This window comes from Candidatus Binatia bacterium (assembly GCA_029243485.1).
Classification (GTDB): Bacteria; Desulfobacterota; Binatia; order UBA12015; family UBA12015; genus VGTG01.
This window is the reverse complement of sequence record JAQWRY010000028.1, coordinates 1-13,254: the sequence shown is the minus strand read 5'-3', so window position 1 is coordinate 13,254 and position 13,254 is coordinate 1. Positions and strand designations below refer to the sequence as shown.

10 protein-coding genes are annotated in these 13,254 nt (G+C 66.9%); 4 read left to right on the top strand and 6 right to left on the bottom strand.

The window, feature by feature from the left end; all coding sequences use genetic code 11:
- Nucleotides 1-54: 54 nt before the first annotated feature.
- Nucleotides 55-423 carry a hypothetical protein gene (locus P8R42_08955; protein ID MDG2304769.1) on the bottom strand — a complete coding sequence of 123 codons (369 nt, stop codon included), beginning with the start codon at nt 421-423 and terminating at the stop codon, nt 55-57.
- A 104-nt stretch (nt 424-527) separates the two neighbouring features.
- Nucleotides 528-1,004: a MaoC family dehydratase gene (locus tag P8R42_08950; protein MDG2304768.1), complete on the bottom strand. Its 477-nt coding sequence runs from the start codon at nt 1,002-1,004 to the stop codon at nt 528-530.
- A 187-nt stretch (nt 1,005-1,191) separates the two neighbouring features.
- Between P8R42_08950 and P8R42_08945 the strand changes: the two genes are divergently transcribed.
- On the top strand, nt 1,192-4,764 hold the full coding sequence (locus P8R42_08945) for a DEAD/DEAH box helicase (protein ID MDG2304767.1): 3,573 nt from the start codon (nt 1,192-1,194) through the stop codon (nt 4,762-4,764).
- 35 nt (nt 4,765-4,799) lie between these two features.
- Here P8R42_08945 and P8R42_08940 read toward each other — a convergent pair whose 3' ends face one another.
- The gene (locus P8R42_08940; protein MDG2304766.1) at nt 4,800-6,212 is read right to left on the bottom strand and encodes an NYN domain-containing protein; all 1,413 of its coding nucleotides are present in this window, start codon (nt 6,210-6,212) and stop codon (nt 4,800-4,802) included.
- A gap of 266 nt (nt 6,213-6,478) precedes the next feature.
- On the bottom strand, nt 6,479-7,690 hold the full coding sequence (locus P8R42_08935) for a pitrilysin family protein (GenBank protein MDG2304765.1): 1,212 nt from the start codon (nt 7,688-7,690) through the stop codon (nt 6,479-6,481).
- Nucleotides 7,691-7,793: 103 nt separating this feature from the next.
- On the opposite strand from P8R42_08935, the gene aroC reads away from it, so the two are divergent.
- The gene (gene aroC / locus P8R42_08930) at nt 7,794-8,876 is read left to right on the top strand and encodes a chorismate synthase (protein ID MDG2304764.1); all 1,083 of its coding nucleotides are present in this window, start codon (nt 7,794-7,796) and stop codon (nt 8,874-8,876) included.
- 44 nt (nt 8,877-8,920) lie between these two features.
- Here the strand turns inward: aroC and thiD are convergent, their stop codons facing one another.
- Both thiD and P8R42_08920 read right to left on the bottom strand, forming a co-directional pair.
- Nucleotides 8,921-9,715 carry a bifunctional hydroxymethylpyrimidine kinase/phosphomethylpyrimidine kinase gene (gene thiD, locus P8R42_08925; protein MDG2304763.1) on the bottom strand — a complete coding sequence of 265 codons (795 nt, stop codon included), beginning with the start codon at nt 9,713-9,715 and terminating at the stop codon, nt 8,921-8,923.
- The gene (locus P8R42_08920; GenBank protein MDG2304762.1) at nt 9,712-10,617 is read right to left on the bottom strand and encodes a hypothetical protein; all 906 of its coding nucleotides are present in this window, start codon (nt 10,615-10,617) and stop codon (nt 9,712-9,714) included. The genes thiD and P8R42_08920 overlap by 4 nt, the downstream gene beginning before the upstream one ends.
- A gap of 338 nt (nt 10,618-10,955) precedes the next feature.
- Here P8R42_08920 and P8R42_08915 point away from each other — a divergent pair, with 338 nt between their 5' ends.
- Nucleotides 10,956-11,207, top strand: a complete 252-nt coding sequence (locus tag P8R42_08915; protein ID MDG2304761.1) for a hypothetical protein — start codon at nt 10,956-10,958, stop codon at nt 11,205-11,207.
- Between the two features lie 396 nt (nt 11,208-11,603).
- Nucleotides 11,604-13,254 (top strand): right-handed parallel beta-helix repeat-containing protein (locus P8R42_08910; GenBank protein MDG2304760.1); only part of this gene is annotated, 1,651 nt, incomplete at its 3' end.

Here is a 13,254-nt window from a genome sequence, read left to right as displayed (position 1 = left end):
GGACGCGATATGGTCGCGCGACCCGGGGTCGCGCTTTGCGGCGAAACGACGCGCTCAGGCACCTTTGCCGAAGCGGGCGAAGGTCTCCTCGCTCTCGAAGTACTGGACCTTCCCGTCTGCCCCAGCTCCGATTATGGCGGTGGCCTTGTCGACCTGCTTGCCGCTGACCGGGTCGGTGGCCATCCGGATGGCCTCATCCTTCGCCAGGCGCCCTTTGCACATCTCGCAACAGCCGAAATACGTCTTCCCGTCAACCTCGACCGGGATCTGGTCCTTCGGAAAGACGGTGTTGTTCACCATGCAAACGCGGACGGCCTCGACGCGCTCCAGGGGTTCGGCGTGAACCGTGGAGCCCACCAGGACCAGCGCGAGCGAAACCAGTCCCATCACCCAGACACCCTTTGAACTCATTCGAGCATTCATGACCGTTTCCTTCCTAGCCGTGGAGCCGCGTGCCTCGCGTACCCCCTACCCTGTTTGCGGAAATCGCCGAGATCTCGCAAGCCGGGCCTGGACTGCCGGCGGGATCAGCCCCGGGGCGGGTTGTAGAGTACGAGCATTTCGTACACGAGGGCCGGCGTCTGCGAGCCCTCGATGCCCACCTCGATCTCGTTGCTGATCATCGTGCCCTTGGGCTTGGCTTCGACGCCCTTGAGCCGTGAGCGGGACTTGATCTGGGCTCCGGACGGCACGGGAGCGAGGAAACGCAGCTTGTTCGCCCCGTAGTTCACGGCATTGCCGTGCCCGGTGATGCGATACCCGTCAGCCGAACGCAGATTGGGCAGGAGGCTGAGCGTCAGGAAACCGTGCGCGATCGGGCCGCCGAAAGGGCTTTCCTTCTTCGCGCGCTCCACGTCCACGTGAATCCATTGGCGATCCCCCGTGAGCTCCGCGAACTGGTTGATCATCTCCTGGGTCACGGTCATCGCCGGACCATACTCGCCGTACTCACCGGTGATCTTGGCGTTCAGGGTGTCGAGATCGTCGAAACGGATTTCCTGCATCGTGCTCGCTCCTGTGCGGTCTGCGTCCGGCGGGCGCCGGGACGATTGTGGCTCTTCGGGTTGCAGCTTGCTGGTTGAGGGATCGGGCAGCAAGCCGCCGACACCCGGCCAACCGGTGCGCCAGGTGAGACGCTTCAAAGATGGGCCTTTGCTTGGGCCCCGTGCCGCGGCTACGCTGAACGGTTCAGTGTCGGTTGACGAAACGCATGTCCCTCTCCAACCGCTCTCGGCCTGGCTCCCTACGCTGGCTGCAGCGCGAATTCTCGACCTCACCGGCTCCCGAGCCTGGGCCCGCGCGCATGCGCACGCCGAACACATCGACGGAAAGCCCCGAGCCATCAGTGGCAAGCTAGTCCGCGCGGTGATGACCGAGGAGGATGGCGACTCCTGTTCGATCAACGTCGGCATGGGCGAAGAAGGTGCCCTTGCCTGCCTGTGTGATTGCGAGGGGTTCACGACCGACCCGCCCTGCGGTCACGTCGCCGGACTTCTCCTCGCCCTCGCGAACAATCGCCCTCTGCGCGACGATCTGTCGGGCGGACTCGGACCCAACGAAGACGATCCCGCGCGCGAGGCCAAGCAACGATCGGACGTGCGTGAGCTGGTACGGCGGCGTGGCATCGACGTCGAAGGCGCCCAGCGGACCTTCGCGCCAGCGCAGCTCCTCGACCTCACGTTCGAGAGCTGGCGACGTCGGGGCGAGGTTCGACCGATCGGCCCCGCGACGTACTCCATCGACGTCGAGTACGACTCTTCCCGACCAGAAGAACCACCGCAGCTCCGTGTCCGAGTCCTTCCCGAAGGTGCACGCAAGCCGTTCAGCCCCGACGAGCTCGAATCGCGGCGTCTACCCGCAACCGAGTGGCGCATCCTCGAGCCGCTCGCGCACTCCCTGTCGGGCACGCGGGAATTCACCGCAGCCGGCGCCGCCGCCTGCACGTTCCTCGAACGCGCCGCGGATGCCGGCCTAGTGCTGAACGGCGAAGGCGCGGAATGCGTCGCCGCGATCACGACGGCGCAACTGCGCCCGTCGCTCGATCTGCGGGATGCGCGCCACGGCGAGCTCACCGCTCATCGCGTCGTTGCCGACGACGACGCCGACCGCCGGGAGCAGGAAAAGGAACTGCACGAGGCCTGGGTCGCCTACACGGCGATCGTCGGGTCGATCGAAGAGAAGCGCTTCCTCGACTTGCTGAGCATCGCCACGCACGAACCGATGCCCCAGGCCTCCGACCTGAAGGTCCTGGAAGCCCACTGGATAGCGGCGGACCAGGACGGCGCCCCGAGCTACCTGCCCCTGCCCGCCGCGCTCGAGGACAGCGTCGTCTTTCGCGGCGCCAGCACGTGGGTGTTCCTGCGCCGCAGCCGGACGTTTGCCCGCGTCGTCCCCGACGTCGGCCACATCGCGCTGGCCCGGCTTCTCGAGAACCCGTCCATTCTTCTCACGCGCGACGACGTCCCCCGACTGCCCGCAATGCTCTCCGAGCACTTCCTGCGCGAGGGCATTGGCCTGCCCCGCCGCGACGCGCTCGGACTTCCTCCACTGCCGAAGCCGCACATCGTCCTGCAGGTCGGCGGATCCGTCTTCGCAGTCGAGGCGCGTATCGAGGCGCGGTACGAGCGCGAGCGCGTAGATCTCGAGCCGGATACGTGCGCGAACGTCTGGAACGACCAACGCGACGGCGAGGCAGAACGCGCCGCCGTCGACGCCGTCGCATCGACCTCCCTGCGCCTCAGTGCTCGGCGCGGCCGACGGCGCGGACGCGCGCCCGCCGATGCGAACCAAGGCCCCGTGTACCGCGGCGACGGCGAACGCGCCGTCACGTTCTGGACGCACGAACTGCCCGAGATCGTGGCCCGCGCCGGCCGCGGCGGCTCGATTGACGAGATCATCGTGCCAGCCGACCTCCGCAACGTCACCGTGCGCGAGCCGGTGCGGTCGCACCTCGAGGCGCGCTCGGCGAAGAGCGGGCTGATGGATGTTGCCCTCGCGTTTGGAGCCGAGGGTATCCGCGCCGACGTCGACGAGATTCGCGCCGCAATGGCGGCGAAACGACGCTGGGTGAAACTCACCGACGGGAGCATCGCCTCGCTGTCCGGCCGGGTCGCGGAACTCGCTGCGGCATCGGACGGCACACTCGGCGACGACGGGAAGGCCGAGCTGCCGCGCCACGCCCTGGGCGAAACGAAACTCTGGGGCGAGCTTGCCGACGAGGTCACGATCGACGAAACGGTCTCCGGCTGGACCGACCGCCTCCGCGCACTCGATGTCGCCGCCACGCCGCACCCGGTCCCCGGACTGCGCGCCGAACTTCGCAGCTACCAGGAAGTCGGGCTCGCCTGGCTGCAGTTCCTCGCCGATCTCGGAGTCGGCGGCATTCTCGCCGACGACATGGGCCTCGGAAAGACCATTCAGGCTCTCGCCGTCCTCTCCTGGCGCAACCATCGAGACGGGCACGCGCCCTCCCTCGTCGTCGCACCGACTTCCGTCGCACCCAACTGGATCCGAGAAGCGAAGCGCTTCGTCCCCGACTTGAAGACCCTGCTGCTGCACGGGGCCGACCGCCATGCCCGGGCCGACGAAGTCCCCGACAGCGACATCGTCGTCACGACGTACGCGCTTCTGCGCCGCGACATCCAACGGCTGCGCGACGTCCGCTTCCGCTACGTAATCCTGGACGAAGCCCAACATATCAAGAATCACACCGCGGCGACGACCGCGGCCGCGCGAGCACTCGACGCCGAATCACGGCTCGCGCTGACCGGTACGCCTCTGGAGAACCGCCTCCTAGAGCTCTGGTCGATCGTCGACTTCGTGAACCCCGGCATGCTGGGTACCTGGCGCGAGTTCAGCCGCCGGTGGGAGCGTCCGGTCGAAGACGCGATCGGCGAACGCGCCTCTGCGGCCGAAGCCGGCGTCTCGGTCCCCGCGGAGCTGCCGACGGCGAGCGGCGGAGCGGAAGCAGCGAGCCTCCGCGCCCGCATCCGACCGTTCCTGCTGCGCCGAACGAAATCCGAGGTCCAGCGAGATCTCCCGCCGAAGATCGAGAGCGACATCGTCGTCGAGCTCACGCCCCCACAGCGGCGCGCGTACGCGGCGCTGGCAGCAGCCACGCGCGAGGACCTTGGGAAGCGGATGGCCTCCGAGGGCTTCGAGAAGAGCCGGATGGTGATCCTGACGGCACTCCTGCGGCTTCGGCAGATGGCCTGCGATCCCCGCTTGGTCGACCCGAAGCATGCGGCGGAGGACTCGGCGAAGCTGGGCGCGTTCCGAGAACTCGTCTCCGAGGTCATCGCGAGCGGGCGGCGAGCGCTGGTCTTCAGCCAGTTCGTCCAGCTCCTCACACTACTGCGCGAAGATCTCGACGCGCAGAAGATTCAGTATGCCTACCTCGACGGACGCACCCGCGACCGCGAAGCCGCGATCGACGAATTCGTCGAAGGGACAATGCCGGTCTTCCTGCTGAGCCTCCGGGCCGGCGGCACGGGCATCAATCTGTCCGCGGCCGACGTCGTGATCCACCTCGATCCCTGGTGGAACCCGGCGGTCGAGGAGCAAGCCACCGACCGAGCGCACCGCATCGGACAGGAGAAGACCGTGTCGGTCTACCGGATCGTTGCAGCGGGAACGATCGAGGAAGGCATCCTTCGCCTGAAGGAGCGCAAGCGGGCTTTGGCTCGCGCCGTGATCGGCGACGGGGAACCGGGCTTGCCTCGGGGACTCTCCGAGTCCGACATCGACGATCTGTTGAGCTTCTGAGTCGGGCGACCCGCGGGCCACCCGACTCGTCTGCCCTACTCGTCGTCTGCGGCCGGTTCTTCCTTTTTAGCGGCCTTCTTCGCCGTCGTCTTCTTGGCGGCGCTCTTCTTGGCCGTGCTCTTCTTCGCCGCGGTCTTCTTCTTCGCGGCCGTCTTCTTCTTGGCCGGAGCCTTCTTCTTCTTGGCTGCCGACTTCTTCTTGGCAGGCTTGGCCTCGGCGTCGCCTTCATCGCCCCCGAGCGATGCGGCCGCCTCGGCAGCCGCATCCTCGACGTCAGCGTCGCTCGCCGCGTCTTCGGGTCCGTCGGTAGCGGCCCCTGCGGTCGACCCACCGGAGCTGTCGGAAGGCGCCCCCGCGGTCACCCGCCAGGCACCCTGGCGATCACGCTGCATCTTGACGATGCCCTCGCGCTCACCCATGTGCATGAGCTCAGTGAGGGTCCGGAAGCCGTACTGCTCTTCGTCGAAGTCCGGATCCACGCCGCGCATCGCCTGCGCCATGTGACGAACGTACGTGGGCTTGCCCGGCCGCAGATCGCCGAGCTTTTCGACGGCCTGTCGCAGAAGATCCATGGCCTCTTCGGCCGACTTGCTCGCCGCGGCGGCGTCGGCCGTGACCTCGGCCTCGTCACCGTCGCCCTCTGCACCGTTCTCTTCGGCCCCGGCCCCGTTCTCACCGGGCTCAATGGGCTCACCGGTCAGCTCGACCAGGTAGCCCTGATCGATCCGCGTCATCGACAGCTGGTGCTTGCCTTCGAGCTTCGAGATGAAGTCACGGAAGGAAGACGTGCCGTAGTCGCGCTCGCTGAAGGTCGGATCGAGCTGCAGCAGAGTGCTCTTCAGGGGGCCTAGCTGCGGCTGCACGCCCCGGTCGGCCAGGACCTTGAGTCCACGCTGGACCTTGTCGAACCCGTCCTTGAGCGAGAGACGGCCGCTCGAAGATGCCGAGCTGCCGCTTCGCCGCGAGCGACCGCCGCCGCCGCCGCCGCGGCCACCCGAAAGCAGGTTCTCGTACGCGATGAACTCGTGGCAGTTCCGCTGAAGGATCCCGCTGGTGAACGACCGCCCACCGACGACCAACACGCGCTTGCCGAACTGCTTCAGCTTTTCGACGAGCGACATGAAGTCCGAGTCGCCGCCGACGATGGCGAAAGCGTTGATGTGCGGCCGGGTAAAGGCCATCTCGAGAGCGTCGACGACCAAGTTGATGTCGCCGCCGTTCTTGTCGCCGCGCGGAGTGACGTTGCGCTGCACCATGTGCACCGCGTGTTCGGTCAGCGTGCGGCTGTGGTTGCCGGCGCGTCCCCAGTCCCCGTAGGCACTCTTTGCGACGACCTCTCCTCGTTCGCGCAAGGCGTCGAGTACGAGAGCGAGATCCAGTTCGTTGTTAAGCGTCGTTTTGACGCCGATCTCAATGTTGTCGAAGTCGATGAATACGGCTAGCTGCAAGCGTTCCTGTTCCAAATTCCACTCTCCCCGCGCGGGAGTAAAGTACCCGCCTGGCGGTGGAGCCAGACGACCATGCGAGTTGGGCCCGCCCTTGGCGATCCCGTCGAACCGGGCCCTCCAGATCGTGCCCCCGGCGAATCCCGGGTGCTCCGCTCTCAGAGGGGCTCCCGGATGCGACGCACCCAACGAATCCCGCGGCACAGGTGTTGTACCCGGGTCAGAGCGCCACACAAGGGCCGCCGGGCGATTGCCCCCCTTCGGGCGATTCAGCCGGGAAGGACGGCCACGAGCGATCGGCCAGCCACCGCCCGGCGCCAGCTGCGGATCACGGTCTCGTCATCCAGCTGATCCACGATCCGCTCGGCCTCCTCCGGCAGCGGAAAGCCCGTGACCACGGCGTCCGCGAGGGCCATGGCGCGATCCTGCCGGCGCTCACCAGCCGAAACGTGGTTGTAGCGCCGCTTCTTGCGCGCCCGCGCCAGATCAGCCGGGTCGAAGCCCTTCTCGACCGATTCTTGGAGGACCCTATCCATCACCTGAGCGAGCCTGGCGGTCTGCCCGGGCCGGACGCTCGCCGACAGAACCGCGGCTCCCCATCCGATACCGAACTCGATATCCGCCGAGACCTCATACCCGAGGCCGTGCTCCTCCCGGACCGCCTGGAACAGCGCACCGTCCGCATCCGCCCCGACGAGGTCGAGGGCGACCCCGACCGCGAGCAGGTTCTCGACCGACGGATCGAGCTCGAGGAACCGTGTGACGAAGCCCTGCCCCCGCGGCCCGCCACCGACGCGCATGGCGCCGGCTCTCCGCCCCCGAGCCCCGCCGCCTTCGCGAGCGATCCCGGTTCTGTCCGCGAGGACATGGCGCCGAAGCGAGCGACGCACGTCGTCTTCGGAGGAGCCGCCGACGACGCAGAGGACCGCGTTCGTGTTCACGAAGAAGCGTCGTAGGAAGCTCGCGATGTCCGCCGGGCGCATGGCCCGCAGAGAGCTCGCGGTGCCGCAGATCGGACGGCCGATGGGATCGTCGTAGAAGGCCCGCCAGCCGCGCTCGTGCAGAAAGTCGAGCGGGTCGTCGTGGTAGCTACGAATCTCGTCGAGGACGACGCGGCGCTCCTTCGCGAAGCGCTTGGGGTCGATACGTGTCCGGTAGAACTGCTCGGCGAGCAAGCCGAGGGCCTGGTCCAGGTCTTCGTTGAACACCTCGAACGTGAGCTCCATGCTCTCGTAGCCGGTCTCGGCGTTGTGATTTCCGCCACACTCGGCCGCCAGGCGATTGAGCTCACGCTGGTCGAAGCTCTCCGTCCCCTGGAAGAGCATATGCTCGGCCATGTGGGCCAGCCCCGGACGGGCACCGTCGAAGCGAGCCCCGCCGCGAATGCTCAACACGATGGCTGTGATGGGCCCAGGGAAGGACTCGTAGACGACGCGAAGGCCGCGATAGCGAAAGCGACGAACGGTAGCGCTGGCCGACATCTGCCTGGACGAAGCCGTTACGGGGCCACGGCGCAAGGGCTCGCCGGAAGCCTCCCATCCTCCCGAACGTGCGACCCCGGCCCTGGACGGATAGAATGATGGGGTGAGTTCGTCGTTCGGAGAGCTTTTCCGCATCACCACGTTTGGGGAATCCCATGGCGGCGGGGTCGGTGTGGTCGTCGACGGGTGCCCGCCCCGCCTGGCGCTCGACGCCGGCGCGATCCAGGCGGAACTCGATCGACGTCGCCCGGGCCAGAGCAAGCTCACGACGCCACGCAAGGAAGCCGACCAGGCCGAGATCCTCTCGGGTGTCTTCGAGGGCCAAACCCTCGGCACGCCGATCGCGATGCTGGTGCGCAACAAGGACCCACGGCCGTCAGCCTACGAGCACATGCGCGACGTCTACCGCCCCTCGCACGCCGACTACACCTACGAGGCCAAGTACGGCATCCGGAACTGGCAGGGCGGAGGTCGGGCGAGCGCCCGCGAAACCATCGGCCGCGTCGCCGGCGGCGCGATCGCGCGCCAGGTCCTCGCGCAGGCGGGCGCCGGGGAGATTGTCGCGTGGGTAAGTCGCGTGCACGAGATCGAAGCCTCGGTCGACAGCGAAACGGTGACACGCGAGCAGGTCGACGCGCACATCACGCGATGCCCCGACGCCAAGGCCTCCGAGGAGATGATCGAGCGCATCGACGCGGCACGCCGCGACGGGGATTCACTCGGGGGAGTCGTCACCTGCGTGGCCCGCGGAATGCCGGCCGGACTCGGGGAGCCGGTGTTCGACAAGCTCGAAGCCGATCTCGCTGCGGCGCTTCTCTCGCTCCCGGCGTGTAAGGGCTTCGAGATCGGATCCGGATTCGCAGGCACCAAGCTGAGCGGCATCGAACACAACGATCCGTTCTACACCGACGGCGGCAAGGTACGTACGCGGACGAACCACTCCGGCGGCGTGCAGGGCGGCATCTCCAACGGCGAGACCATCTTTCTTCGCGCCGCGTTCAAGCCCACCGCGACGATTCACAAGGCGCAGGAGACCGTCAATACAAAAGGCGAGAGCGTTCAGCTCGAAGCCGAGGGGCGACACGACCCGTGTGTGCTCCCCCGGGCGGTCCCGATGGTCGAGTCGATGGTCGCGCTGGTTCTCTGCGACCACTTCCTGCGACAACGCGCGCAGTCCGGCCTCTAGCGCACCACCGTCGACATAGGGTTCATGCCTTGCCACTCCGCGGCTCACCGCGAACGGTGTGCGAGGACCCGCGCGCCGGCGCCCAGGGTGAACGCGCCGCGAAGCGCTGAGTGCACGTAACGCTTTGCAACACCGACCGACTCCCGGAGCGGCTTCCCCGCCGCAAGGCCCGCCGCGATCGCGGCAGAGAGCGTACAGCCGGTACCATGCACCGGCCCACCCGGGATCCGCTCCGCTGCGAATTCCTCGAATCCGGCCTCGTCGAGGAGCACGTCGACGGCCGCGCCCCAGAGGTGGCCTCCCTTGATGAGCACGGCGGCGCCGCAGCGGTCGGAGAGCGCGCGCGCCGCGTCCCTCATCTCCGAAAGGCCCGCGACCGACCGGCCCGAGAGCACCTCGGCTTCGCGTAGGTTCGGGGTGAGAAGGGTCGCAATCGCAGCCAGGGACTCGAGGACCGCACCCCCCACATCGGCGCCGGCGAGTTCGTCACCGCTGGTGGCCACGAGCACGGGATCCACGACGAGCAACGGGGCTCCATGGGCACGGAGCCCCTCGGTGACCACGCGCACCATGGAGGCGGTCGGGAGAAGCCCGGTCTTCACGACAGCGACCGGGAGATCGTCGAAGACCGCATCGAGCTGCGCTCGAACCAGGTCCTCGGCGACCGCGTCGACGACGCGAACCTCGCGCGTGTTCTGCGCCGTGACGGAGGTCACGACACTCGTACCGAAGACGCCGAGAGCCTCCCACGTCTTCAGATCGGCCTGGAGGCCCGCCCCTCCCCCGGAGTCCGACCCGGCAACGGTCAGCGCGACCGGAGGAAACGCGGCGCTGCTCACTTGAACGGCAGGTCCGTCCGCAGGGATTGCCCGGCGCCGAACTGGCCGACGGCCTGGCCGTAGAACCCGATGATCGAGACGCCTTCGGTGAGCGGAATGGTGACGATAGAAACCGACGTGTTCAGATCGAAGCCGGGGAACAATTCCTGCAAGCTCATAAACACGGCCGTCCCCTGAACCGGGACCTCGACCCTCGCAAGGAGTCCCGACGGCGCGTCATTGGAATACAGCGATACCTCGACCGTGAATATGACCTGGCCCGCAGGTGGGATCGCGCCTTCCGTAAGCGACGTCGGCACCGGATCGAAGTCGTCGATACCAAGAATCATCAAGAGATTGTCGCCGAGGCTGCTCGGCGCGAAGCTCGTGCCGAACAAGAAGGTGTTCGGAGCGAGCAGGCCGACGAAGCCGAGCCCGGCAGCGTTGCCACCGAAACCCGAGTTCGCAGAGGTGTTGGCGATCGTGTAGTTGCCGACGAGGTCGGGCTCACCGTTTTCGTTGGAAACGACGACGAAACCGTTTCGGCCCGACAGGTTCGTCGACGGCCCCTGACTGCCGTCCGCCGCCTTGCTGCGCACCTGCGTGACGTCGACGATGTCGGTGCCGCCCTCACCCAGGATGTGGCGCTCGACGGAGATCAAGAGTTCGCCACTCTCGTCGTAGAACCGCCAGTCGACCGGGACCGGGGCGCCCTCTGGATCGCCGGCACCCAGGTTGGAAATCGAAAAAAAGCCGACGCGCGAGTCCTTCGCCACAAACGGCATGACGAGATTGCTGTCTGGGAAATCCGAGTTCGGACCGAAGGCCTCGAACACGCCGGCTGGGGCCGTAGTCGGGGCGGCCAACAGGAGGCTCACCGCTGCCGTGAGAAGAATCGTTCGGATCCGGGGTGTCGGTCTCATTGTCGTCCCTCATAGAACACGCGCGGCCCACCGGCCATCGGTACTCGGATATTCGCCAGCCCTGGGCCTGGAAACAGACGCGGCGACCCATGGTGTCGGCCACTGGGAGCTGTAGGAACGGGCAACTGGCCCAATCCCCACCGAACGATCGTTTCCCGGCATAGTCGCCCGATCTTGCGCGGGCGCACGACGTCCCCGCCGAAAAACCCCCTGTTTGTCTACTCTCGGTGGCTCTGCACTTGCACATTGCACGGCCTGGGATGAGTCGATCCTTCGTAAGAGCCTGGGCGACGGTTGCCACCATCATGGCGATGGTGTGCTTCGCTTTCGTCCAGCCGATGCCTGAGCACAGCGCTCGGACGGCGGCGGAAAACCCAGGCTTCGCGGAGCTGAACGTGCCCTACACCGGGAACGTCAGCGAGTCTCCCCCGTTCGTGGACTCCGCGCTCACGGGCAAGACGTTCACCCCCTACACGACGATTTCTGCCTCACCTCGGCTCCACATCGGAGCTCCCCGGGGATTCCGGCAACCCGAAGGGCTGCTGGGTCTGCGCAATCCGCCCCCGGACCCCCTCATCCGTCCAGGCTGACTAGCCGAACCCACATAGGAGAGCCCGCGACCCGGGTGCAATCCGAAGTCTCGCTCGAGAGCCAACTGACGCTTTCGCGAGGTGCCGTCCGGTAGCGGCACACGGATAAAAAGGGGAGTGGGAACTCAGATGTGAGGTTCGCCAATGGCAGCGATATCCGTGGATCAGGGTACGGCACGGTATCGCACTCGAGTCAGTCGCACCGTGGGCGGAACGACTGACGAGACAGCCAGGCGAGAAATGGATTCCAGGAGGTGGACGGCGATGATTCCCAGGCGCCGCCACCTCCGCGGACTCCGCAGGGCTACGCGACACCGCAGGCCAAGGTACGCACTGCGTCGCGACACGTTACACCCCCCGACATTACACCCCCAAAAAAACGAACTTTCTATCCTTATGATTCAGGGCATAAAGCCTTGGGCGCGGCCGGCAACGGTCGCGCTCATCGTCTCCTTCACCGCCGCCCTGATCTCGGTGGCGAGTAGCGCATCCGCGTTGGAGTTCTACGTGGATGGCGGCACGGGAGACGACGCGCGGTCAGCTCTAGAGGCGCAAACACAAACGACTCCGTGGGCAACGATCTCCCACGCCCTGAGCACCGTGGACACCACGGGAGGCCGGCACACGATCCGCGTTCAGTCGGGCACGTACAGCGAGAACCCGGCTTCCGCATTTGCGAACGTCGAGCTCCGGGCACTGGGCGGGCCCGTGACGATCACCGCCGGCGGCGGCAGCCCCGGTATCGACATCTCGCACGCCGACATCCTCATCGAAGGCATCACGATCGAGGGTGGCACGCACGGCATCCGTGCTGCGACGGCCGACGGCCTGGTCATTCGCGGCTCCACGAGTGTCGGCGCAACGTCGAACGGGTTCCACATCGAGACCACCGCCGGAGTCACGATCGAGAACTCCCGCGCCATCTCGGCCGGCGGCCGCGGCATCCTGCTCAAAAAGTCCAGCCTCGCCTACGTTCGGAACAACCTCGCGTACGAGAACGGCGAGTGGGGCATCGACATCGAGAACACCGACACTCCCCTGCCCCCCACGTCGACCGGAAACGTGATCGCGTTCAACACGGTGGCGTACAACGGACTAGCAAGCGGTGGGGGCGTGCGGCTCCGCAACGCGACCGCCTACGTCTACGACAGCATCATCACCCACAACCTCGGCATCGGCCTTTTCTTCGACACGGCCGGCGCGAACGTTCAGAACATCCTGCTGTTCGGCAACACGACGCGGCTCTCGCCGTCGTCCTACGCGCTCGGTGGGGGCATGCTCGCGATCTCACCAATGTACGTCGACCCGAACGGATCCGACGGCACCCGCGGAGGGATCGCGAACTACGCCGACGACGTCTTTGCCCTCGACCCGTCGAGCCCAGCTGTCGATGCGGGCTCCGGCCTCGTGGCCGAACGCGACATCGACGGCTCGACGCGTCAGGACCTGGCGCCCGACTCAGGCACCGCGGACATGGGCTTCCACGAAGGAGCCAGCGCCGGCGCCGGCCCGCCCGCGGTCCCCACCGGCCCGGCTACGTACTACGTAAACGGCGCAACGGGCAGCGACGCGAATGACCGCATCGCTGCGCAGGATCCCAATACGCCGTGGGCGACCATCAGCCACGCCCTGGCGTCCGGTCTCCTAGACGACGAGACCATCGTCGTCGCAGCCGGCACGTATGCGGAGTCCATCGCGACCACCGTCGACGACACGACGATCCTCACCACCGCGGGCGCCATCCTCGAAATCCCCTTCGACGACATCGGCATCACCATCTCCCACAGCGGCACGACGATCGACGGATTCACCATCGATGGCGCCACCAACGGCGCCAAACACGGAATCGAGATCACGGGCGCGAGCGACACCACGATCCAGGACGTCCTCATCGACACGCCGACCGAGGTCGGCGTGAAGGCCTCCACCTCGGGCACCCTTCTCCTCCAGGACGTGACGGTCACCGCCCCGGGTACCCGGGGCGTCGAACTCACGACCTGCGCCGCCGCGACGATACGCGGCCTGGTCGTCACCGGAGGCCAGCACG